Annotated in this window: 16 protein-coding genes; 2 read left to right on the forward strand and 14 right to left on the reverse strand. The window is 32.7% G+C overall.

All coding sequences use genetic code 11. The features are described 5' to 3' along the window. Positions 1-82: 82 nt before the first annotated feature. The 4 genes from QZN27_RS00135 to QZN27_RS00150 form a co-directional block, all read right to left on the reverse strand. A complete protein-coding gene (locus QZN27_RS00135; protein ID WP_296782203.1) occupies positions 83-205 on the reverse strand; it encodes a hypothetical protein in 123 nt (40 codons plus the stop codon). 250 nt (positions 206-455) lie between these two features. Next, positions 456-4,055 carry a right-handed parallel beta-helix repeat-containing protein gene (locus QZN27_RS00140; RefSeq protein ID WP_296782205.1) on the reverse strand — a complete coding sequence of 1,200 codons (3,600 nt, stop codon included), beginning with the start codon at positions 4,053-4,055 and terminating at the stop codon, positions 456-458. Between the two features lie 677 nt (positions 4,056-4,732). Beyond that, positions 4,733-5,239 (reverse strand): flavodoxin, encoded by a 507-nt coding sequence (locus QZN27_RS00145; protein WP_296782207.1) that lies wholly within the window; start codon positions 5,237-5,239, stop codon positions 4,733-4,735. Positions 5,240-5,306: 67 nt separating this feature from the next. Next, positions 5,307-6,530 carry an FprA family A-type flavoprotein gene (locus tag QZN27_RS00150; protein WP_296782209.1) on the reverse strand — a complete coding sequence of 408 codons (1,224 nt, stop codon included), beginning with the start codon at positions 6,528-6,530 and terminating at the stop codon, positions 5,307-5,309. Between the two features lie 63 nt (positions 6,531-6,593). Here QZN27_RS00150 and QZN27_RS00155 point away from each other — a divergent pair, with 63 nt between their 5' ends. Both QZN27_RS00155 and QZN27_RS00160 read left to right on the forward strand, forming a co-directional pair. After that, the gene (locus QZN27_RS00155; RefSeq protein WP_296782210.1) at positions 6,594-7,259 is read left to right on the forward strand and encodes a histidinol phosphate phosphatase domain-containing protein; all 666 of its coding nucleotides are present in this window, start codon (positions 6,594-6,596) and stop codon (positions 7,257-7,259) included. Then, positions 7,256-7,723 (forward strand): DUF2115 family protein, encoded by a 468-nt coding sequence (locus QZN27_RS00160; RefSeq protein WP_296782212.1) that lies wholly within the window; start codon positions 7,256-7,258, stop codon positions 7,721-7,723. The genes QZN27_RS00155 and QZN27_RS00160 overlap by 4 nt, the downstream gene beginning before the upstream one ends. Here QZN27_RS00160 and QZN27_RS00165 read toward each other — a convergent pair. From QZN27_RS00165 to QZN27_RS00210, 10 genes are all read right to left on the reverse strand, one after another. Further along, positions 7,704-8,672: a glycosyltransferase family 2 protein gene (locus tag QZN27_RS00165; RefSeq protein ID WP_296782214.1), complete on the reverse strand. Its 969-nt coding sequence runs from the start codon at positions 8,670-8,672 to the stop codon at positions 7,704-7,706. The genes QZN27_RS00160 and QZN27_RS00165 overlap by 20 nt on opposite strands. A 125-nt stretch (positions 8,673-8,797) precedes the next feature. Next, the gene (locus QZN27_RS00170) at positions 8,798-10,345 is read right to left on the reverse strand and encodes a hypothetical protein (RefSeq protein WP_296782216.1); all 1,548 of its coding nucleotides are present in this window, start codon (positions 10,343-10,345) and stop codon (positions 8,798-8,800) included. A gap of 240 nt (positions 10,346-10,585) precedes the next feature. Continuing rightward, positions 10,586-12,748, reverse strand: a complete 2,163-nt coding sequence (locus tag QZN27_RS00175; protein WP_296782218.1) for a CDP-glycerol:glycerophosphate glycerophosphotransferase — start codon at positions 12,746-12,748, stop codon at positions 10,586-10,588. 111 nt (positions 12,749-12,859) lie between these two features. Next, positions 12,860-14,983: a bifunctional glycosyltransferase family 2 protein/CDP-glycerol:glycerophosphate glycerophosphotransferase gene (locus QZN27_RS00180; RefSeq protein ID WP_296782220.1), complete on the reverse strand. Its 2,124-nt coding sequence runs from the start codon at positions 14,981-14,983 to the stop codon at positions 12,860-12,862. A gap of 13 nt (positions 14,984-14,996) precedes the next feature. Next, complete coding sequence (locus QZN27_RS00185) at positions 14,997-16,526, reverse strand: CDP-glycerol glycerophosphotransferase family protein (RefSeq protein ID WP_296782222.1); 1,530 nt, start codon at positions 16,524-16,526, stop codon at positions 14,997-14,999. 197 nt (positions 16,527-16,723) lie between these two features. Further along, positions 16,724-18,676 (reverse strand): right-handed parallel beta-helix repeat-containing protein, encoded by a 1,953-nt coding sequence (locus tag QZN27_RS00190; protein ID WP_296782223.1) that lies wholly within the window; start codon positions 18,674-18,676, stop codon positions 16,724-16,726. A 181-nt stretch (positions 18,677-18,857) separates the two neighbouring features. After that, on the reverse strand, positions 18,858-19,946 hold the full coding sequence (locus QZN27_RS00195; protein WP_296782224.1) for an acyltransferase: 1,089 nt from the start codon (positions 19,944-19,946) through the stop codon (positions 18,858-18,860). Positions 19,947-20,116: 170 nt separating this feature from the next. Next, entirely contained in the window at positions 20,117-22,186 is a 2,070-nt protein-coding gene (locus QZN27_RS00200; RefSeq protein ID WP_296782227.1) for a right-handed parallel beta-helix repeat-containing protein, read from the reverse strand. 168 nt (positions 22,187-22,354) lie between these two features. Beyond that, positions 22,355-23,674 (reverse strand): hypothetical protein, encoded by a 1,320-nt coding sequence (locus tag QZN27_RS00205; protein ID WP_296782228.1) that lies wholly within the window; start codon positions 23,672-23,674, stop codon positions 22,355-22,357. A 353-nt stretch (positions 23,675-24,027) separates the two neighbouring features. After that, positions 24,028-25,848, reverse strand: coding sequence for a glycosyltransferase family 39 protein (locus QZN27_RS00210; RefSeq protein ID WP_296782230.1), 1,821 nt, complete (start codon positions 25,846-25,848; stop codon positions 24,028-24,030). Between the last annotated feature and the right edge of the window lie 28 nt (positions 25,849-25,876).

A 25,876-nucleotide genomic window follows, 5' to 3' on the forward strand; every position in this document is an offset into this window, starting at 1 on the left:
ATTATGTTTTTAAATTAATTAAAATTTTTTAAAAATTATTTGATTTTGAAAAAAATAAGGAAAGTTAAAGAATAATCCAACATTATTTGTTTTTACAACACCCAAAAAAGAAATTTTTGACTTTTCTAGCTTTGGATTTACTGTTTTTCTTTTCTCGTTCTTGCCTTTCATGCATATGTCTTCTTGCTTCAGCCATATCACTCATAATTATACCTCACATAAATTTAGTTATACCTAAATATTATTTTGGCAAAGGGCATATATAAATTTATTGCTCAATCAAGATGCGACCGAATTTCTTTACAAATTATGTCTATTGCAAACAATCAATGAAAAAAATAGGAGATTATTAAAATATGATTCTTAATATTGATGAATTATATCAATATTTCACCAAGTTATGAAATAAATATTTCAAAAAAAAAGAAAAAGGATAGAAGTTAAAAAACTTCTATTTATTTTTTAAATCTTCTAATTCCTGATACACTAATAATTAAAAGAACAGCCAATAACGCAAACAGCGGATTACCAGTTGCCCTTTTTAAGTCCACTTCAGTTCCATTCAAATCTTCAGAAACATTAAATGTTGTGTTTGTATCATTTTCCCCATTTGAGTTATTTGAGTTATTTGAGTTATTTGAGTTATTGCTATTGTTGTTATCAGTTTGATTTTCAAATGTTTCTGTAACATTTTCTGCAGTTGTTTCATTGGTTGCATTGCTTCCTGCAACAACGATGTTAGTGAAATTACCTGCCTTGATTGTTTTGAAGAACACTGTGAATTGAGACCTTTCACCTTCAGCCAAAACACCATTATAAGTCCACTTGTTTTTGCCGTCAAAGGACCATTTGCCTGATACTGAAGTGAAATGATCATAAACCAATCCATCAAATTTAAGCTCTTTTACATAAACCTCTTCCAAATCACAGTCTCCTGTATTTGTGACACGAATCATGAAGCTTGTCAACTCACCGACAGCAACCTTAGGTGTCAAAGTAATTTTTACAACACTTAACATAGGCTCATGAATAACAGTATCGTTTTTACCGCTACCAGATGTCTGGTTATTGTCAACAGCAACAACATTAGTGAATGTACCTGCTTTTAAAGTATTATATATTACCGTAATCTCAGCAGAATCACCTACTTGCAGAGTGCCGTTGTATTGCCATTTAGGACTGTCCATGGAACCTATGAATATCCATTTATCAGTTGAATCAACAAAGTCCATATAACTTAAACCTTGTGAATTCATTTCAGTAACATTAATATTGCTTAATTCACATTCTCCAGTGTTGGTTATGCGAATCACGAAAAATGCCGGCATTCCAACTGTCACCTCAGGAGTCAAAGAGACCTTTTCAATAGTCATATTAGGAACATAAACCCTGAAATTAACTGTATCATTTCCGAAAGTGTGATTGGAAAATCCGACAGAAACGTTGTTCTGCATCATTCCAGATTCGGTTACATTGAATGTGAGTATAACATATGCAGTTTTGCCGATTCCTAAAGTTTCATTTAATGTCCAAAGTTTTTTATTTGCATCATAAGTCCAATTGAATGGAGATCTGAATGAGTCATATATCAATCCTTTGCTGAATCCTGTTTCATTTATCCATACTGATGTAAGATTGCATTCACCAGTGTTTTTAACAGTAATATTGAAGTCAACCTGTTTTCCGATTACTACAGGACTGGTTAAAACCTCTTTTTCAACTGTCAAGTTTGTCTTGTTTACAGTGAACACAAATACATTTTGAGTTGATGAAGGGACAATAATTTCTCCGAAGTTGAACAATTCTACAGTTCCGTCATCATTAAATCTTAATGCACCATTTGTTGGAACTCTGAATCCTGAATCATACAGTGAAACGACATCATTAACAATCTCATTGTTGTTTCTTTTGAAATCATGGTCAGTGAAGATATTTATTATATCTCTGAATGATGCATAATTGGATTCATCATTCCAATACTTGAATATTAGTATTTTTAGATAGTCACCGACATATTCTTCAGACAGGGAGTTTTGTAAAAACCTTAAATCTTCCCACATTACCCCATATTGTGGAGCATCTGCATCTTCTTCAACACAAAATGCAGTATAGCCATCCACATGTGTTATTCCATTTTTTGAATCATAAGTCATGTACATATACTTTGTATGATGTAATGAAATGGAATCTTGTCCGGGATGAACGTTATTGTTTTCAATCAATTCAGTAGCAGCCACTATATACCATCCATCATCAGCGGAATTATCATAAAACTCTGAATTTGAAACATTTGCAAGAATAGTGCAAATCGCTCCACCATGGAAAGCAGTGTTTCCAATGAATTTAGAATTTGTGATTGTCGGATAATCAGCACCGATAGCTCCACCATATCCTTTAGCCTGATTGTTGATGAATGTACAGTTGTTTATGGTATCGCCTTGCCTAGTACTGGAGATTGCTCCACCACCATATCTTTCAGCGATATTTCCTACAAAAGTATCATTTTCAAGGGTATTGTGTCCATACTCAAACACTATTGCTCCACCCATAAGTCCAACATTATGAGTGAAATTGGAGTTGATTATGGTAGGATTTTGAGCTAATGAGAAGATTGCTCCACCTTTAGTCATGTTTCTATCAAATGGAGGTTTCGGAAATACTCCATTATTTACAAATGTACAGTTGTCAGCAACGAAATCATTACATTTGGTTTTTGATCCAAGATAGATAGCTCCACCTTTTTCCGCATAATTTCCATCAAATTTTGAGTTCACAACTGAAACATTATTACCTGTCAAGATAAATACTGCTCCACCATATTTAGAACAGTGATTTCTCCAGAAATATGAATTATTAATTAAAAGATTGTCTGCTTGGGAGAATATTGCTCCACCGTGATAATCATTTACCGCATTTCTATAGAATTGACAGTTATCAAATGTTGTATTTACTGATGAAACAGGAACATACATAATTCCATAACCATATCCCGCATTATCATGAACACGGGTATTGCTAATCACGTTATTTTTTCCGTTCATCCAAATTGCAGCACCATCACTGTTTGAAGCGGTACCTTTAGAGGTTACACCTATACAGGTTGAAATTTCACAATTATTGACAGTGATATTGTCACAGTCCTTCAATGCGATTGCTCCACCTTGGTCGGAATAACATGATGAGAATGTAACATTATCAATCAATGAACCTGAAGCACCTGCACCCTGAAGATAAATTCCACCACCAAATGTGTCTGTAATATCATTTTTTGCTGAAGATACAGATGAATTAACAATTTTTATTTTTTTATTTGAGTAAATTCCACCGGCATTATGTGCAATTGAGTTATACATACTACAATTTGCAATTAATGTATTTGAACCAGTATTATAGATTCCGGCGGCGAAATAAGTGGCTTTATTTCCATTAATCATTGAATTTATGATTGAAATACCATCATGGTCTGCAATATAAATTCCGCCACCTCTACCACTGTTGGCATTATTGGAAATTATTTTACAGTTATCCACACAGATATTGTCTCCATCAAGATATAATGCACCACCATTTGTGGTTTTACCTTTGGTCAACTGCAATCCTTTTAAAACAACATTACTTCCAGTAATCTTAAAGATCTGATTTTTGTTTTCACCATCAAAAATAGGTGTTCCGTCATCAGCAACGATTGCCAAATTGTTAACGCCGATTGTCAAACCTGTATTAGAGGTTCCTTTATATGTTCCAGGCATTATGTGAATAACGTCACCATCATTACAATTAGATAATGCGCTTTGTAAATCAGAGTAAGGACTAGATTGTGAACCGTCTCCCCCAGTCGTAGCACCTGCATCTACATACCAATTATTTCCATCACCTAAAACATCCTCATCTGAAGATTTTAAAGCATTGGAAATGTCATTATTTTCTACAGCCAAATTACCATCTTCTGCTCCAACCCCAAATGAATCCATTTCATTTGAAGCCGCAACAGCATTCAAACATACTAATAATACAATCAATACCAATAAAATTTTAAATAGTTTATTAAATTTCATTTTTTCCCTCAAAAGAGAGTCAAATCAAACATAAACTAATCAAATTCAATAATTTAATAATATAAATTAAATTTATTTCCAGTTAATTTAAACATCTTAATAAATAATATCCCCAATTATCAGCATGCCCATTAATAGCGAAACAGGACTGGCCACTGACCAATCATGCACATTATCAACGCACTAAACCGAAAAATACCAATCATTTTCAGCTAAATTCTGCGAACATTTGATTTTTTTATATTTACTTTAAGATTTGATTTAACCCAATAAATCACACATATATTATTTAAATTATATGTAAATCAAATTTTTATTAATTGATTTTTTATTTAAATAAATATTTTTTAAAAAATATTCATTTTATAACAATAACTATAATTTTCAAATAACTATTGCGTACATATATATTAATATAAAATATTATTTAAATCTTTAGATAGTAAAAAATATAAATAAATGAACAAAATAATAAAAATAAAAAGTAATCAACAAAATTTTTGTGTGAATATTATTTAAACTACAACCTAAGAAATACACAAGCATTCAATTAAAGTACAAAATAGTTTACATAATCAATTTTATGTAAAAGAAATATAAAAAAAATTTACAACAATAATTATCTAATATCAAAATTGATTTGTTAATAAAATAATAAAAAAAGGTTGAAAATTGAATCAATCTTCAATCCAGGATTTTACGGTTTCCTTTGCATCATATACATTTGCGCCTGGAATTGACAGACCATTTTTAATGTCTGCACCTTCGCACAATTTCGCCAAATCCTTTTGTGATGAACCGAAACCTGATCCTTCATGAGTTACAAAAGGTTTTACAGATTTTCCTGCAAAGTCCAGTTGTTCCAATTGGGTAAACATTGGCATCGGCAATGTGCCCCACCAGTTCGGAAAGCCAATGTAGACTGTATCATACTCATCGATGCTTTCCAAGGTTTCCTTGATTTCAGGCCTTGCATCTGCCTGCTGTTCCTTTTGGGCAACATCTATGCATTCCATGTAGTCTGCAGGATATTCGACTGCCGGTTCAACTTTAAAGAGATCTGCACCATCTATTTCCTGTATGTATTCGGCAATAACCTCAGTGTTTCCCTTTTCAATGTTTTTGAGCTCTCCACCGAAGTAGTTTTCACCGCTTCTTGAAAAATAAATTACAATGCTTGACATATTATCACCATTAGTTGCGATTTACAACAATCAATATTTTAAAAAAATAAAAGAAATAGTCTATTGACTATTCTTTAATTGAACGAGCGAGTTCAGCACCTTTCTCGAATGCTTCAGCTAAAACATCCTCATCAGGCACAAACAATACATCCAATGTATCGGTTACGGTAAATCCAGCTTCTTCAAGGTCACGTTGGAGTTTTGCAACAGCTCCTCCACCCCAACCTTTGGATGAGAAAATAAAAGCGCTTTTCTCGCTTCCGGTTCCTTTGAAGTTTACACAGTCCAACCAGTACATCATGTTACCTATTCTTGGGAACGGCTTGTTCATCATTGTAGGAGCACCGAGCGCAATAGCTTTGGAGTCCAGAATGTCAGTGATAACATCATCCGGACCGTCTTCCTGCATGAAGTACATTGCAACTTCAACACCTTCGCTCATGATACCTTCAGCGATTTGGTATGCGAGCTTTTCTGTTGAGTGGTGCATGGTGTCAAATATAACTGTGATTTTGTCCTTACATACACCGGATCCCCATTCGGAGTATTTTTCAACGATAGGAGCTGGATTTTTCCAGATTTGACCGTGACATGGTGCAATCATCTTGATGTCATTGATTAAACCTGTGCTGGTCAGTTCATCCAGTTTCATCCTAAGCATTGGGGAGCCTAAGGTTACCAGGTTAGCATAGTATTTCTGTGCTTCCCTTATAAGGTAGTTTGTGTCATAATCATCATCGAACCTTTTGGAATGAGCCACATGCTGACCGAATGCGTCATTTGAGAACAGTATGCCCTCTTCAGCTAACAGGGTAAACATGCTGTCAGGCCAGTGAAGCATTGGTGCTGAAATGAATTTGAGGGTCCTTCCACCTATGTCCAATTCATCGCCGGTTGCAACAGCATTGATTTCCAAATCACCGAAATTGTGATATTGTGCTTCAAGGAAATTAATACAGTTTTGTGATGCATATATTTCAGCATCAGGATTGTATTCTTCAATTGTTTGTCTTAAGAAAGTGGAATGGTCCATTTCAGAATGGTTTTGAACAAAAACATCGATTTTGAAATCTTTGCCTTCCTGTTCGAATGCGTCCTTTACCCTTGCATCGAACTGCTCAAACATTCCTCTGTAAACATTATCAATCAATACGGTTTTTTCTTCACCGAATACCAAGTATGCATTGTATGTGGTTCCCGGAATTCCATATCCATGGAAAGTCCTGCTGTGCCAATGGATTACTCCAACCCAATAAACACCATCTGCCATTTTAACTGCTTTTGCTTTCATTTTTATACCTCAAAATTTTTAGGTTATATAATTATATATTCTATATTCTATATAAATTATTATATGACAAAAAGAATCGATTTACATATGCACAGTCTATTCAGTGACGGCGAATTACTGCCGTCTGAACTTGCAAGAAGAGCATTGAAACTAAACCATGAAGCAATAGCAATTACAGACCATGTGGATTGGTCAAATGTGGATACTATACCTGCCATTCAGGATGCAATTGATGATATCAACAGCAAATGGGACATTACTGTCGTTTTGGGTGCCGAAGTGACTCATGCACCATGCGAATCAATTGACGGAATTGCAGAGCGTGCAAAGGAATTGGGTGCCAAAATTGTTGTTGTTCACGGCGAAACATTGAATGAACCGGTTACTCCCGGAACCAACAGGGCTGCAGTTGAGTCCAAACATGTAGACATTTTGGGCCATCCTGGATTAATCACCAAGGAAGAAGCTGAAATTGCAAAGGAAAATGACATCTATCTTGAAATTTCCGCAAGACAGGGACATTGTCTTGGAAACGGCCACGTTGCAAACATCGCACGCGAAGTGGGAAACAAGCTGCTTGTTAACACAGATACACACTCTCCAGACAATATCATAACCTTTGAAAAGTCATACGAAATTGCATTGGGTGCGGGATTGACACACGATGAAGCAATGAAGGCCATTGTAGATAATCCTCGCGAACTTCTGAAAAGCAAAGGAGTATTATGAAGGCATCAAAATTATTGTCAATGATTAGAAAGGATTTGGAAAATTATCCTATCGAATATTTAAGAAACAAGGTAACAGACCCAAGGTATAAGGATCCCCTGACAAAAAAGCTTGCCAAATACAATTCAGAAGTATATGATGAGATTTATTCTGTGGAGATCACTGACGATTTCGAAATAAAGGATGGAGTCATAAAGAATATGCGCGGCGACATCGGATTTTACTTTGAAAGGTATGCAGGAGGGGATGACGAAACCAAACGATTCACCGAAAACATATCACTGTATCTGGCTTTGATTGCCAAAAAGCCCCTGCATCCATTCAGTGAAGACAAAGGTGATGACGTATACCATTCAGACGGTGAGTACTACTGCAAGCCACGCATGACAGCAATTCATGATGAAAGGTCACTCTGCAGATACTGCGTATGTAAAAATGTGGGATTCAGTGGGATGTTTTACTGAATTCCTCATAATCCCTTGACTTCAAAACATCCAAAAAGAACTTCTTTTTTACAGGACCGAGCTGGTCTAAAAAGTCCACATAATATTTTGTTGATTTAATTGCTTCGTAGTCATTTTTAATCAAGTCAAACATGTGAGACTTATATTTTAATGGCATGTCCCTCAAAGCAAATCGAGGGCCATTGATTTTATAGGCAAGCAGGTCATACTTGTATGCATCATACCATCCATTTTCAATGAAAATCCTCATCAGTTCCTGTCCTGCAGGCACGGTGTCAAAAAATTTCTCATCAACGACATTTGTAATCGATGAGGTATGCTTTCTTCTGACATACAGATGCCTATTGACGATTGAAATCCTTTCCGCCTTTAGGAAAACATAGTAAAAGAATGGCATGTCCTCAAAGAATATCCCTTCGGGGAACCTGGCATCGATTCTTTCGAGAAAAAATCTATTGTAGATTTTTTGACATACCCCGACAGACAAGTCAAAAATGGATCCTGGAGTTTCTCTCGGATTGAATACTTTATTTTCAAATACTTGAAGAGTCTTTAATTCAAACCAGTCATTTTCGTAGTATCTCTCGCCATCATAATTGATCATCTTAAAAAAAGTAAAATCGGCATCATATTTGTTGATTTCACTGTAAGCAACTTCCAATGCATCAGGACAGAACCAGTCATCTGAATCCAGATACATCACATAGCTTCCCTGAGCCATCTTTAAAGCATTGTTTCTGGCAGCTCCGGGACCCTGATTCGATTGGCTGATGATTCTGATTCTATCATCAATGAATGAATCAATAATATCTTTTGAAGAATCAGTGGATCCGTCATTTACAATGATTAGCTCAAAGTCTTCAAAGGTCTGAGCCAGAACGCTTTCGATAGCTTTTCCTATAAATTCCTCGCTGTTGAAAACAGGCAGAATAACTGATATTTCAGGCATATACACAACACCATTAAAGTCAAAATTTAGTTATAATATATGAATTTTAAAAAAAAATAGATTAAATAAGTTCATGCAGTATTTCCCTGACCTAAAGGTCAGAGAAATGCATGACAAGAAATTTTTTATCTGTTATGAACGTTTTTCTTTCCAACTTTTGCCTTGTTTCCAGAAAATTTGGTTGCAACAAGTTTTAAAGAACCGCTATGTTTAAATATCGCACCACCGGTTGTAGCCTTATTCTTCTTGAAGACACATTTAATTATTTTCATGCTCTTCTTCTCAAGCATTATTGCTCCACCGAGATGTTTTAAAACACCGCCGTCTTTCTTATTCACAGTCCATGATGCAACTTTTTTGGCAGCATTTCCTTGGAAAAGACATTTGGTTATTTTTGCCTTACAGTCTTGTGAGTATAAAACACCACCCATTCCAGCTTTATTGTTAAGGAATTTACTGTTTTTAATGGTATAAACTGTCTTGAGACCTAACCATATAACTCCGGCACCTTTATATGCGCTGTTGCCCTTGAATTCACAGCCGGAAATTGTAACATGAACCTTGTTTTTATTCACACTGAAACTGTCCATCACGCCTCCGTCTTCATAAGCATGATTCTTAATGAACTGGGAATCCTTCATAACCAGTTTTTTACCAGAAAAGACGACAGCTCCACCATCCTCATAAGTTGCCTTGTTCTTTTTAAAAATACATTTATTTATAGTTAAAGAACCTGGTTTTAATCCGTAAACGGCACCTGCTGTATTACTGGCCTCATTACTCTCAAATGTACATCCGGTTAAAGAATGACTTGAACCTAAACTATAATAAATTGCCCCACCACTAAATTGATATTTAGTAGCTTTTTTATGACTTTTTAAGGCTTTGGAAATACATTTATTGTTTTTAAAGACAGTGTTGGTTATTGATGAAGATCCTTTATTCATCCAAACTGCTCCACCATAACCATTCTTATTTGAATTAACAATTTTATTGCCGGTGAAAGTTGAATCAGTTATGGTTACCTTTGCTGAATAAGTAATAATTGCTCCACCCCTCAGATGAGCAACATTGCTGGTAAAGGTACATTTATTCGCGTTTAATTTACCGCCGGAAAGATAGATGGCCCCACCATTTTGAGTACCCTCGTTACTGGTAAAAATACAATTTTGAAGATTTAAATTACTGTTTACAGCAAAAATAGCTCCTCCCTTGTCATGTTTACCGTTTTTAATGATAACATTTTTTAAAGTTAATGAATGGCCGGATACCTTAAATATTAAAGTTTTCTTTTGACCATCAATTGAATGACCCTGACCGTCGATAACCACATCATGCTTTATGACAAATGGTTTTGATACTTTTATATCACCGGTTAAGTAAACATTACTTTCACCACTATTCAAATCATTGGTGAACTTTTGAATCGGTGATTCAGTTGAACTTGCTGTATCGGAAGCCTCATCACTTAAAAAAGAGTTCTCAGTATTCTTCAATATTATTTCATCTTGAGAAACTGATAAAACTGAACTCTCATCATTTTCTGCAGAAATAATATCATTTCCCGTATCCAATCCCATTGTATTATTATCATCTGATAGCGCAAAAACCGAATTTGCACAACAGATCAATAATAAAAGGGATATGACAATTGTAAGATATTTCAATTTCATAATATAATCCCCATTTATAGTTAATATTATCATTAAAATACTTTTTAAATTTTTTGAAAAATCATTATTTCCCTAAATAACGATGCAATTTAATTTATTTGCAATTTTTGAAAGATTTACAAATAATTTGCTAAATTTAATGCATATGCTAAAAAAATTATAAACAGAATTATCATTAATACAAATAAGTTCAATTGCCTACATCAAACTCTTAGGAATGCAGAAATACAACAAAACAAGCTATTTCCAAACTTTTTCAACAATTCTTTTTGATGCATTGCCATCTTCAATACTGCAGAATCTTTCATAGAATGCATCATATTTATCCTTATATTCATCCTTTAAAGATTCGATATTTTTAATTGAATCGATGACCTCTTCAGTTGTTTTCAATAACGGGCCGGGAACCTCTTCATGAATATCAAGATAAAATCCTCTTAAAACGTTCTCATATTTTTCCAAATCATATGTATAATATAAAATTGGCCTTTTGAGGTTTGCATAATCGAAAAATACACTTGAATAATCTGTGATTAGAATATCTGCAACTAAATACAGCTCTGCAATATCATCATATCTGCTTACATCAAAAGCAAAGTCTTCAACCCCGCTTAAATCAAGATTATTTGATATGAAATAATGGGTTCTGACCAACACAATATATTCATCACTTAAATTTTCCTTAAGCTTATCCAATTCAAGCTGCAATTTAAATTTGACGCTGCCAATGTCAACAAACTCATCATCACGCCATGTTGGAGCATATAGGATTATTTTTTTATCATCTGGAATATTCAATTTGGATTTGATTTCTTTTACCTTATTTTCATCAGCATTATATAGAATATCATTTCTCGGATATCCTGACTCAAAAATATCCTTTTCATATCCGAATGAGCTTTTCAGGATGTCTGTAGTATATCGGTTCGGTGAAATCAGATAGTCCCATTCTTTTGACACGTCAATATAGGAGTGCTTTAAAAATGGATCTCTTGTGTAGACATTGCCAATGTCGAGACCCAACTTCTTGAGAGGTGTTCCATGCCAGGTTGAAACAATTATCTGGTCCTTTCTTTTGGCAAGCACAACTGATTGCCTTCCATTAATTACCCAATATTTGGAGCGTGCCACTTCCTTATAAAAATCCAGAGAAAATCTTTTAACCTTTTTGGGATTTCCCGGAACCTTAACATTCTTATCGTTCAGGACCCACACATAGTCAAATTCATCAGGATAATTCTCATACAGATATTCATAGAGGTATTTCGGACTGTCAGAGTAGTAGTCTCCCCGAAAACTGCAAAAGATAATCTGTTTTTGATTGATTTCCTTTTTATTGAATATTTTATAATATATTGCAGCCTTTATACGCCACATATTATCCATTTCAAGAAGCTTGCTGAAATTGATTCTTAACTTAAGCAGTTTCCTAAGTTTATTTTTATCATGGGATTTTAAGGATTTCAGCTCTCTTTTCTGGTAAAATGATAAATTTTTGAAATCGATTTTGGCCATCAAACCAACCAATATGTCAAAATATTCATTTCTCCATTTCTTATCAGGATTGGCATAAAAATTACCTGAAAAATTTGAATAATAATATTTAAAAAGCTTTGATGCGAATTCATCCTTTAAGGCTTCAATATTAATGTTTTCAACCGCTTTTTTAAACTTTTCAGAATAAATCAGAAATTTATCTCCACCCATTTGCTGGTTAAGTGATTTCAGATTAATCGGGTCATCACGGATTCTTTTTGCATAAATAGCATTTTCAACACCTACGAATGATTCCATACCATTCAAGACATCTATCATGAATTCATAATCGCTTTGATAAACAGCCGATTCATCAAAAAACTTGTCCATTTTATTCTTTTTAATCAAGCAATGCAATGCAGACAATACCTCAAAATCATCGGTCTTATCTCCAACAAGCAATTTAAATGAAAATTCATCATCGGCCAAATTCTTTTTAAGTAATGGATATCTTTTCTTTTCGGCAAGTAAATCAATCTCTTCAGCAAATCTTTCCTTAATAAATCCTGTATTGATTCTTTCACCATTTATGAAATCGGCATTGGTGTTTTTGGCAACATCTATGAGTTTTGACAATCCATCCTGATATATGTAATCATCACTGTCGATGAAATAAACGTATTGTCCCTCAGCAATTTTTAATCCTTCATTTCTTGCTTTGGAAACATTAATCCTTGAATCAAAGGATTTTATAATGATATTTAAGTCATCATATTCCTTCAATAAATCGTCAACGCTTTCCTTACCACCATTCAACACTAAAATTATTTCACAATCATCAATATTCTGTTCACGTAAACTGTCCAAACAGTCTTTTAGATATCTTTTAACTGTGTCAAATGGAATAATAATACTAATAAATGTCATTCAAATCCCAATAATTATTTAAAAATTTCATTAAACCAAACTTCTTAATTAATTTTTGTAATGTAATTTATATATAGTTTTAGAAATAATGATAATGCCTCAACTTGCAGTTCAAAGTGGCCAAACCTTCTCAACAACCCTTTTTGTTGCATTTCCATCTTCAAGACTGCAATACTTTTCACAGAATTCATCATATCTTTCATTATATTGCTCATTAATGTTATCCAAATCATTTAAGGCATCAATAACATCTTCGGTGGTTTTTAATATAGGTCCCGGAACCTCATTGTATATGTCAATATAAAATCCTCTGAGTTCCTCTTCGTATCTTTCAAGATCATACATATAAAACAGCATTGGGCGCCTTAAATTTGCAAAATCAAAGAAAACACTTGAATAATCTGTAATAAGCACATCCGTTATCAGATATAATTCTGCAATATCGTCATAATGACTAACATCAACAGCAAAATGTTTATAGTCATCAACATCAGAATCGGTTATTAAATAGTGATTTCTAACCAGAACGATATATTCATCGCTAATGGCTTTTTCTAGCTTTTCCAAATCAAGTTTGAGCTTGAATTTGACCTTGCCTATGTCATAGGAATCGTCATCCCTCCATGTTGGAGCATATAAAATAACCTTCTTATCATCAGGCAGGTTCAATCTTTCTTTGATTTGGTTTATTTTGCTTTCATCAGCGTTAAACAGGATATCATTTCTCGGATAACCGGTTTCCAGTATTTCGCCACCATATGCAAATGCCCGTCTGAAGATTTCAGTTGAAAATCTGTTGGGGGAGATGAAATAATCCCAGGCTGACGAATCATGAATATAACTTTCTTTTGTTCGGGGATTTTGAATATAAATATTTCCCATATCAAAACCAAGTTTCTTAAGAGGTGTCCCGTGCCATGTTGAAAGTAAAACTTGCTGCGGTCTTTTTACCAGCCTGCCCGCCTGCCGGGTGTTTACAACCCAATATTTTGATGTTGCCATCAGCTTGTGATATTTCAGGGAAAACCTCTTTGTGGTTATGGGATTTCCGGGAATTTCAGTTTTTTTATCATTGATTACCCAGACATACTCGAATTCATCGCCATAATGTTTATAGAGATATTCATAGATATATTTGGGGCTGTCCGAATAAAAGTCTCCGCTGAAGCTTTCAAACATGATTCGCTTATTGTTTATTGGTCGCTTGTTGTAAATGTTATGATAAAGAGTGTGATAAATGTTTTGAGGATGTTTGATGAAATTCAAAAGCCTGTTGCAGGTTACCCTGATTTTTGAAAGTTTTATGGTCTTTTGCTTATTTTTTGATTTCAATGCATTTAACTCAAAGCTTTGAATAGGATTCCCCTTAAAGTCATCGGCAATCTCCATGAATGCATCCAAAGCTTCAATCGGTTGCATGTGATTTGTTTTTGAAAAGGTGTAATAATAATATTTAAACATTTTTTGAGCCATCAACTCCTTAAGAAGGTCAGATTTGATGGCATTTTTGGCATTCTTATACTCCTCAATTGATTTGAAGATATAATCATCAGCGATTTCCTGATTCAATGACGGCAAGTTTATAAAATCATCACTGATTCTTTTGGCATATACCGCATTTTCAACACCTATAACAGAATGGATATTGCCTAACAATTCCACCATGAATGGATAATCGGCGAAATATTTTTTTGATTCGTCAAATTTCAAATCTCCAATTACATCATGTTTGATCAAAGCATGAAGAACGGACAAAACCTCAAGATTATCATTTTCACCAACGATAAGGTGCATTGAAAATTCCTCATCGGAATATTTATTTTTCATGATTTTGGCATTATTTACACTAAACTCTTCGGAAAACCTGTTTCTAATATAATATGTTTCTATTCTTTGACCGTTTATAAAATCGGCATCGGTTTTTTTAGCACAGTCTACGAGTTTTGAAAGGCCATCCTGATAAATGTAATCGTCACTGTCAATAAAATAGACATATTCTCCGCTAGCCATTTCTAATGATTCGTTTCGTGCTTTTCCAACACCTATCTCATCAGCATATGTTTTCACTATAATATTGTCAAATTCACTGATTAAATCATCAATATTTTCAACTGCCCCATTAACAATCAGTATTATCTCAAAATCATTTAGATTTTGCTCCCTGATACTTTCAAGACAGTCTTTAAGGTATCTTTTACCTTTTTTAAATGGAATAATTATACTTAGAAAGGTCATATTTCACACAAGTCTATTTCTTTTTAATGATATTAAACATTTGAGATATTTCATCACTGCCGTCTGTCAAATCAATGAACTCATCAAAATGAACATCCGGAAACTGCTTTTCAAACGATCTTTTAAGAATCGCTTTTGAGTTTCTCTTCTCAAAAAGAGCCGGCGTTAAATCAAATCTGAATGGAAGGATTTCAATACTTTCAGGAATAAGTTTAAAAATTCTTTCATGATTATTTGAAATATAGTCATCCCACTGCTTATACGTTAAAAATGAGTCATACCCATCTACATCAAGATGATTCAACTTATCAATTAATGAATCATTCAGGTTTCCTGCATAAATCAGCAACCTTTTATTATCACCTAAAACCTGTTTGACAATGGAAGCATTATCGTTATTAATAATTGTCCGTAGCATCTTTTCAGCAGCATCAGGATTGTCATATTGACAGAACTTATCAATGAATTCGCCGTCATCATAATCCTTATCAGAATTCAATTCCCTAACCAGCTCATCAACATCGGTGACTTTTGGAAACGGCAAATCCTCAAGCGGAAAGTAAAATCCGCGATAGGATTCATAATCGGCTTCATCATAGCTGAACAGTATGATTTTCCTTTTCGTATTTGCAAAGTCAAAAAACACACTGGAATAGTCAGTTACCAAAACATCCGCCATATTCAAAACATCATAGACTTCATAATCTTCGGGAAATGCCCTGATATGATCAAATTTTGAAAAGTCAATTTGTGAAGCATTTAAAACATGCAATTTAGCAAACAGGATCTGATTCTCATTTAATCTTGCATCAATCTCACTCAGATATTTTTCAACTTCATCCCTTTGGCCTTCGTCATTTCTATCCATCAGTATGCCTCGAAATGTTGGCATATAAACAAATATGTCATAATCGTTTAAATCCAGTTCTGATTTCAGTTGGGATTTTGTGAAAAAAACAGAATTTCGAGGATATCCCTCAAGCAATATTTTGCCAGGATAGATCTTTTCAATCATATATGCATTAAGCATCTTATCCATCATATAGTCATTTGGATAAAGCAAATAATCACTGGACAAAAGAGGATGCTGCACATTTCCAATACGGTGCTGCTCAGCAACATTGTCCCTGCCCATAACCTTAAGGGGAGTGCCGTGCCAGGTATTTACAAAAATCTGGCCCTGTCTTTTAACGTATTTCGGCCTTATTCCTGAATCAGTGAAAATATATTTGGCTTTTTCCAGGGTCTTGGTTGCCACCGCCTCTTTGGTAATGATTTTGTCTATTTTCAAATTGTAATTTTTCTGCAAAGCCCTTATTTTATCTACAACCTGAGGCTTTGCATGAACATGAACCTTAAAATCACCATATTTTCCTGTTGATAACTCCTCAACAATTCTGAATATGTTTCCGGTGAAATCCAATCCGTCACGGGATTCCAAATAAATCAGGTCATTATCCAAATCACTATTGTAATATGTGTTATAAATCATTGAATTTACAGCACAATCCTTGAAATTAAGCAATTTAGATTTGAAACCCATTTTCATCACAAAAAAAATTATTATCAATAATAGTCATTTTAATCCTAATTTATGAAACTGTCCATATCCTTTACAGATAATGATTTAGAAAGCGAGATTAATAAAACTTTGTGTTATTTTAAAGATAGTTAAGCAATATTAAGTTAAAATTAAAAAAAATAGATGGAAAATATTATTCCATCAAGACATTATACAATCTATTTAACCTTCACATAAATCTTGTTGTTAATGTTATAATTGCTATTGCTTAATGTAACAATGATTTTATGCTTTGCCCTGGTTAATTTGGAGGTTTTAATACTCAAAACACCTTTGGAGTTTGTTTTGATTTTGTATACCTTATATTTTTTGCCAGTGTATACCTTTACGGTGAATTTTGTTTTCTTGATGAGTTTCTTTGATGCCTTGTTTTTGATTGTCAATTTGATTTTTGAAGGCTTTTTAACATTCTTTGAATATGTTATTTTGGCCTTGTCCTTTATTTTGGTCCATGATTTGACAAAGGAAACTCCTTCACCCACTGAAACGGTGATTTTGGATTTGTTTATATTGACCTTGAATGGCACAATAAATGAAACATATCCTTTGGAATCCGCTTTTACCCACTTGGAAGTGTAGGATTTCGGTCCGGTGATCTTGATTTTTACTTTTTGATTTACGGGCATCTTCCAAAGTGACGTAAGCTTAACCTTTATTCTGACGCTAGCTGAAGTGTAGGTGTATTGATAAACCTTGGCATTGAATCCTCCGTAAACCTTTGAAGCAGTGCCTGCAGTATTTTTTGAATATGTAAGCCCGGATATCTTGAATGATTCACTGGTTGAATATATCGCTCCACCTTTTGATATTGCATCATTCTGTACAAATGAAGCTGTAGAGATTGAATTTGCCTCACTTATCAGGTACAGACCTCCACCATTGTTTGCAGAGTTTTGAGTGAATTTGCAGTTTGATATTGTAACCGGGTCATTTTGTGAAAAGATTGCACCACCGTTTTTCAAGGCGCAGTTTGAATTAAACTTACAGTTACTTATTTTAACTTCACCGAAATCAGCATATATTGCTCCACCATGCTTGCCGGCATAGTTCTGATTAAAATTACAGTTTGAAATATTTACTCGTCCATGATTTGAATATATCGCTCCACCATAGTTATTGGCACTGTTTGAAGTGAAATCACAGTTAAGAATGTCAACATTTGAAATATATTTGGTGTTGAATACCTTTATTTTTATTGCAGCGCCTGAAGTACCGTAATTTTCAATGAATTTACAGTTCTTGACTGTGGATGATATGCATGCATCCAATTCCAGCACTCCGCCTGAATGTGTATTTATATTGTATTGGAAAGTGGAATTCTCTATTTCACTGTATCCAAGCTCGTCGGTATAAATTATTCCACAGTTGTATACAGTATTATATTCAAAAAGGCAATCCTTAACAAGCAATTTGGATAGCTTGTATTTTACATCATTATAACTGACAACAAGAATTGTTGACAGGTATGCATTGTTGTTTCTAAATGTTGACCTGTACAATTCAAGATTGGATCCGATACGGGTAATGATTGCGCTGCCCATACCTGCCTTGAATTGAGCCCATTCCAACTCACTTTCACGAATTGCTGTATTGTTTTCAAAAAGACAGTCATAAATTTTGACATCAGTTTCACTTTGAGCGTCTAATGCTCCACCGTCGGAATTGTAAGCTATGTTGTCCTGGAAAATACAATTTATAAGAGTCAGATTGGAATTGACCTCCAAAAAGATTCCTGCTCCGCTACTGTTGGAATATGCATTTCTAAATATGAGGTTTTTCAATACCACATTACAATATGATTCTATATAAAATCCTCTTGCAATATATGAACCGTCAACATATGAATAGTTTTCACGACCTGAAATGGTGATGTTTTTTGATATTATAACACCATCTGTCAGTTCCTTGTCTGCTGTATCATTAAATTTATAATCATCAGTCAGATTTAAAGTGCCCTCATTTTCTGTTTCATTGATTTGGTCATTTAAATCCGTGTATGTTTTTGTCTCATTTGAGTTTGCATCATGATTATCTTCAGCATGAACAGAAGCCATGCCTATAAATATAAATAAAATAACACAGATTAACAATGTTTTTTTACTTAAATTCATTAAATAATCCCTCAATTTTTATATTTATACCGGATATGTCAAAAAATAATGATTTTATCCGGAAATATGTTTTTTAAAAAAATATGTTTATTTTAGTATATAAAGTTAATTCCTTTTTTATAACAGCTTTTTGAAAATTTTCGGTGCTTTTTTGAAAAAAAATGTAAAATAAAATTTAATTTTATTTAGCACCGATGATACCATTGACATATGGTACCCTGTTCAGTATCGCCAGAATTGCCATCGAACCGAAAAGACCTATACAAATTGACACAACAATTAATAAACCATATGGCATACTTGCTTTCGGCAAGACATAGCCTGACATAAAGATTAATGGATAATGAACAAGATAGATTCCATAACTGTATTTTGCCAGGCTTGAAAGCAACTTTCTGAATGCATTAAATTTAACTTTCAAATTGAATTTTGAGAAATTCTTGAATATGATGAATAATGAAATTGCAATCAATGTATTGAATATTGAATATCTGTTGAAACATGAAATATTGGTTGGGTCTGATCTCAGATATCCGATATATGTGGATATTGCTGAGACAATAATCAGAACAACTAACGCGAGGTAAGGGTTGTTTAAAAACTTCCTTTCAGTGTATCTCAGATAATATCCGCAGACAACCAAACCTATAGGGCTTACGAAATAGGTAAGCTTGATAGGGAACTCCATATTTAGAGTGAAACTGAATACACAGGTTATCAACCAGAATACAAGGAAATATTCAGCTTCCTTTAAGTCTGAATGCAGCAGCCATCTGTTGAAAATAGGCATAATCAGATAAGTTCCCAGAATCATCCAGAAGAACCAGTTTGCATTAAAACCATAGACTTCACCCATGAATGCGCCTTTTGCAAAATTTAAAAGGTAACCTATATCGAATGCGTCCACAACATGACTGATGCCCACAAATGAAAGTATTATGAATATTATAATGAAAATTATATTCCAAAATGCAAATGGATAAACAATCCGAGGAATCCTTTTTGACAGGAATGGCTTGATTTCCCACTCACGACCCAGTGACAGTGCACCGGACAGCATTAAAAAGAGCAAAACACCAACCCTAACCGGGTTATAGATTATCTGTGATACGATCCAACTCAGTGTGGGACCTACATATGCATTATAAATCAGATATTTGTTTATTGTAACTGTATGAACCATCACTACACATATAATGGCCAATGCCCTTAGGGCATCAAAATAGAATATTCTCTTTCTCTTTTTTTTAGTGGTGCCAGTTTCCGCCATATTAATCCTCTTATAATCTATTTTATACATTGATTACATATAAACTTATTGATAGAATAAACAACAATATAGACAAAATTATATAAATTTAAAACAAAAATCATGACCAATTTATACATTTATGGCAACCACCATAATTTATGATGTACCCTGACTCACTGAATTGAATTCTACACCAGCCTAACATGACACATTTTATTGATATTGAAATTTTTATTCCTCAGCATGACCTTCACATTATTTTTTCCATTGTTAAGCTTTTTGGAACTGATTTTTAAAATACCCTTGGAACTGGTTTTTACATTAAATGTTTTATAATTAATTTTTACATTTAAACGAGTGTTTTTAATAGGTTTTTTGGAAATCTTATTCAGTATTTTTATTTCAAGTTTTGAATGTTTTTTGACCGTCTTTGGAGCATTAATCCTTGCGGATGCCTTTTTGATTGTGATTTCTGATTTTGCCTTTTTGGATAGCTTAACGTTTTTATCACCAGCAGATATTTCAATGACATGCTTTCCGACACCTAACTTTGATGTATCGAATTTGATAAGGCCATTCTTATCGCTTTTTACATTATATACCTTAGATTTTCTGCCAGTGAACACTTTTAATTTGAAATTTATGCCAGAAACAGCCTTGCCTGTTTTGGAATTTTTTGCAGTTGCCTTAAATAGCTTTGAAGATTCATATTGTGTGGTTATTCTTTTGGCAAACAATTTGACCGGCGCCTTTACAACCTTTACCTTGATCATATTATAACTGCAGATTCCGCAATCCATCCAAACTTTCAAATCATAGGTGCCGGGTTTAAGGTTTTTAGGCACTTTAAAACTGAATTCCTTATCCAAAGGTGCATTAATCCACTTGGTGGCATATTTTTGGGGACCTGAGAACTGAATTTTAATTTTCTGCGGATTGGATAGTTTCCAAGGGGAAGTCACTTTGATTTGCAGGTTGACATCATTGTAATAGCTGCCTGCCTGGGTTATATGAACATAGAAGTCCCCATAAACCTCACTGCCCTTGTCTGCACTGTTTGATATGAATCTGTTGTTCAGTGAATACACTCCAGCATTATTGTCATAAATTGCACCACCATTTTTAGATGCCCTGTTTTGATAGAAAACTCCTTCTTTTAAAGATATTTGATTTTTGATGATGTATAAAGCTCCACCGGTAACCGCATGATTGTTGTAAAAATTCAAATTTGAAAAATCGGACGAACCGAGATAGAGAAACATTGCCCCTCCATTTTTGCCGGCACGATTATTGTAAAAGGTGGAATTTGCAATGGCCAGTTTTACATTGTTTGCATAAATTGCACCACCATTGACAGAAGCATAATTATTTAAAAAACTGCAATCAATAATATCCACTGTACTTTGATAATCTGCAAAGGGAACAATATTCAGCGCCCCTCCCTTTACAACATGATTTTCCTCAAAAGAGCAATTCCTTATCAGAGTGTAGGCGGTTGATTCCAAAGTGATGGTTCCGCCCATATAGGTCACATGATTGTTTTTGAAAACACAATCGGATATTTCCCCTTTTCCCCGCTCATCAATATAGATTGCAGTGTGGCTTGGAGAGGTATTGTTTTCAAACAGACAATTTTTTGCCAAGAAGGTGGATTGTCTAAAGTTATCCCCTTCATCAAAACTGATTACAAGGATTATTGAAACGTGACCATAATTGTTTTTGAATGTTGAATCATAGATTTCAAGGTTTGAATCCATACTGACCAGAAATGCGCCGCCCATTCCAACCTTGAACTTGACCCATTCGAGATCGCTTACGCGAATGCTTGTGTTGTTGTCGAAAATGCAGTTGTAGACATGAGTATTTGTGGAGCCTTCACAGTTGACAGCACCACCATTGGCATTATACACGTAATTTCCCTTAAAGATGCAGTTCTTTAAAGTAAGATTGGAATTGTTGCATAAGTATATTGCTCCACCATTATTTTTACTAAAACAGTTTTTAAAGGTGGTGTTCTCGATTAAAACATTACAGTTTTCTTCAATATATAATCCTCTAGCCTGATGGCTGCCATCGATGATATGGCCATTTCCATTGATATTGATATCTTGGGATATTTCAATTCCCTCAATATAATCAGAATCGCTTTGGTTGTCGAATTGATAATCCTTAGTTAAATTTACTGACTGCTGATGATTTGATATGTCATCTGACAAGTCTGAATAGGAAGTTACATTTTCGGCATGAATTGAAGTCATGCTCAAAAATACAAATAGAACAACAAAAATAAACAAAATTTTTTTACTTGAAATTATGTCTTTTGATTTTTTAATCGTCCTATCTTCTGCCATATAAACAACCTATATTCTAGATTAAATTATATAAAACTTTACAGAATTATCCTAAAAATGAAATGATATAAAACATTAAATATCATTTAAACTAAGTTTTCTTTGTTCTCTTCTGCCATATCTTTCATAATGAAGTAAAGGATTCATTCCATGCTCTTTAACATCGGGATTACAAATATGATACTCATCAGTACTGAAATTAGGACCTGGATTAAACCCTTTAGTATAACCTACATGCAGATAATGGTAAACTGGATCATCATAACCATTTAAATCATCATAAGTGTCCAAATACCAATCTTTATCAAAATATGGTGAATCTGAAATTAAATCATAATCTTTTTGATGTTGTTCATCAGTTAAACACATTCTTCTTTTTTCTTTTCTGCCAAACAACTCATAATGGACTAAAGGATTTTCCAAAACCCTTTTAACATCATTATTGCACTCAAAGTATTCATGTGTACTGAATTTCATACTTGGATTATACCTTTTTTTATATCCAATGTGCAGATAATGATTGACAGGATCTTTATCCTCATCTAAAATATCATAGGTACTCTCGTACCACTCCTTATCAAAATAAGAAGAGTTCAAAATCAAATCATAATCTCGTTTATTTTTTTCTTCAATTGAAAATATTCTATTTTCTTTTCTTCCATATTGCTCATAATGAATCAAAGGATTCAAACCTTTCAACTGAACATCCCTATTACAGGTATAATAATCTTCAGTGTTGAAATTAGGGCCAGGACTAAATCCCCTTTCATAACCAATTAACAAGAAATGAACAACAGAATCCGTATTTTTTTCTAAGTTGTAAGTATCTCTATACCATTGATCATCAAATAAATCTGAATTTAAAACTTTAAAATAGTCATTCCATTTAGGAAAAATATTGTTAAAATTAGTTTCTTTTAAAAAATAATAAAATTTATTTGCTCTTCGTCTATATAACTCATTTAAGATAAATTTAATTTGATTATAAATTGACATTTCTATGATTGTGAAAACACCTTCATACTGCTTTAATTCATTTTTATTCTCTTTGAATGTGAAAATATAATCAAAATTTTCTAGATAAATCCATTTATCTATGTTGTCTTTAACAATCGCAATTTTAACTATAGACCAATCATGCTTTAATATTTCAGGGTTAAAATCATAATCATCACAAATAATAATTTGTTTGGAAAAACTACTGCTTTTCTTAAAAGAAAGTCTGAATTTGAATTTCTTAATAAAAATCTGAATAAACTCAGTTGTAAAATCTTCAACATCTTCATAGTCTTTTAATTCCTGAAAATCAACAAAATTATGTCCCAATAAATCATTATCTTTTGTAAAATATGAAATATTGAATGATTTATAAATATTTTTATAATCATATTCCATTACATCATAAGTAAATAAATAATGTTTAGTATTTTTTTCTTTTAAGTATTTTTTTAAAGCTGAATCTCCCGCAACTAAACTAAATAAATTATTTTTAATTGATATAAAATCACCAGCATTGTTAATTAAATAAATTTAATTTAAACTTTACATAATTATATAATCATCATAATATTTAAATTTAAAAACGATATCATCCTAATTTACAGAATATTTCTACTTAAAAAATTGATAATTTTTCTTCTAAAAGTTAATCAATCAAAATAACATTTAATACTATTGTTTCATCATATTCTCACTTATCTTCAATATAATGAATTAACTGATTAAGGACATTAAAATTAAATCACTATTCAGTATATTCTTTCATAGAAATGATACTTGCCCTTATGGTACACCTCTTCATAATTAACATTATCCAATGTTTTTACTTCCGTAATTATATAATCATGATCATCCGGATTAAATTCGGTTACATCATCTCCCCACTTTAAGATATCTTTATTCAAATACCATTCAAAAATCCTCAATTCCCTGTATCCCATAAAACTTTTAGATTGATAATCATTATCATATTCTTTAATAAAATCACAAAAATCAATCCGATCCAAACCATCTTCATTAATTTCAACAGTATTTGTAAAATTGAATACCATAACCAAACACAGGATAATTAAAATGATTGGAATTACTTTAGATAATTTAATTCTTAAATCTGATTTTGAATTTCTTAAATAATTAAAATTGTTTGACTTAAATTTTTCTTTTAAACTATTTTCATCATCAAAACCTGTGTTTATAAATTCTAATATATAATCAAGAGCCAAAATTACAAAATAAATAAAAGCAGGAAATGCCGGCAGCAAATATCTAACACATTTAATATTAACATAAGATACAACAACAAGATAAAATGAAAACAAAGCAAAGCTAATTAAAGCTAATGAAAAATTATCTTGATTGATTGGTAAATCTCTACATAAAGACATTAATATAACGCATGCCAACCATAATGCAAATAACGTAATCATATAATTTTTTTTAAATCCAACTATTGCTACAATCAATAAAATCATTATTGAACAAGATAATACTATAAAAGAGAAGTTATCCCGATATTTAATATGTTTAAAATTTTCTTTGAAGAAATCATAATTTTTAATATAATTTATACATTTTAAAAATATTCCTCCAAACAATATCCCCATTATTAAATAAGCAAATGGTGTTGCATCATTAAATATTTCAGTGAAATTTTCATCAAAAGAAATCCAATTGCAAGATAGTAATTTAAAGAAATTTTTAATATAAAATAACTTATCATTAATTTTATTTACATCAACGGCACTAGAATACCCCTTAATTGATCCACTTGCCATTGAAAAATATGAAATTTCAGGATAAAAACCTAATAACAATTTGAAAATAACTAAAAATATTATTACTACAAGAATTATTGAAATAAAAATCCATTTAAATTCATTACTTTTAAAAAATGATAAAATTTTCATTTTAAAAAAAGTTCTATCATAGAAAAGAGATTCACATAAATTGACTAAATCATGATTTTTTAAAATATATAATACAATTATACTTAAAATATAAGCCGTTGCAAATCTTGTGAAAAAAGACATGCAAAACATTATAGCAACCAATAAATAATATTTATAATTTTTATCAACTGCCGCTACTGTAAAAATTAGCGTCCATAATATCATAGAAACCGCAGGAACATCAAGCATTCCATTTGCAAAATAGTACAATGATAAAGACAGACTACTGTATAGAATTGCCCCTAAAAAACTGAGTAAATTTGAAAACCTTATTTTTAAAAATGTGTACATACCAAAAATTCCAAAAATTCCAAAAATTCCAGTTACAACGAAAATAGAGTTAATATTTACAAAACCTAATCTAAAAAGTAAAGCAGTGAAAAATATAATCACCGGTGAATTTTGAATCCAAAATCCTCCAAGAATATGATTTGAATTTAATCCTGCAAGTTCAATTGATCCAGCTAAATATGCATAAATATCCGGATTGAATGCCCCTCTAGTTTGATGAAATTGAATCATGAAAAACATGAGCAAAATACTAAAAAAAGATAGTAAAATTAAATATTTCTTATCACTATGATTGATATTAATATCATTGCATAATCTATTTAAACTCAATTAATCACTTCCGGTATATTATTGTTTA

Origin of the sequence: uncultured Methanobrevibacter sp. (genome assembly GCF_900316895.1) — an archaeon.
In the GTDB taxonomy this organism is placed as follows: domain Archaea; phylum Methanobacteriota; class Methanobacteria; order Methanobacteriales; family Methanobacteriaceae; genus Methanocatella.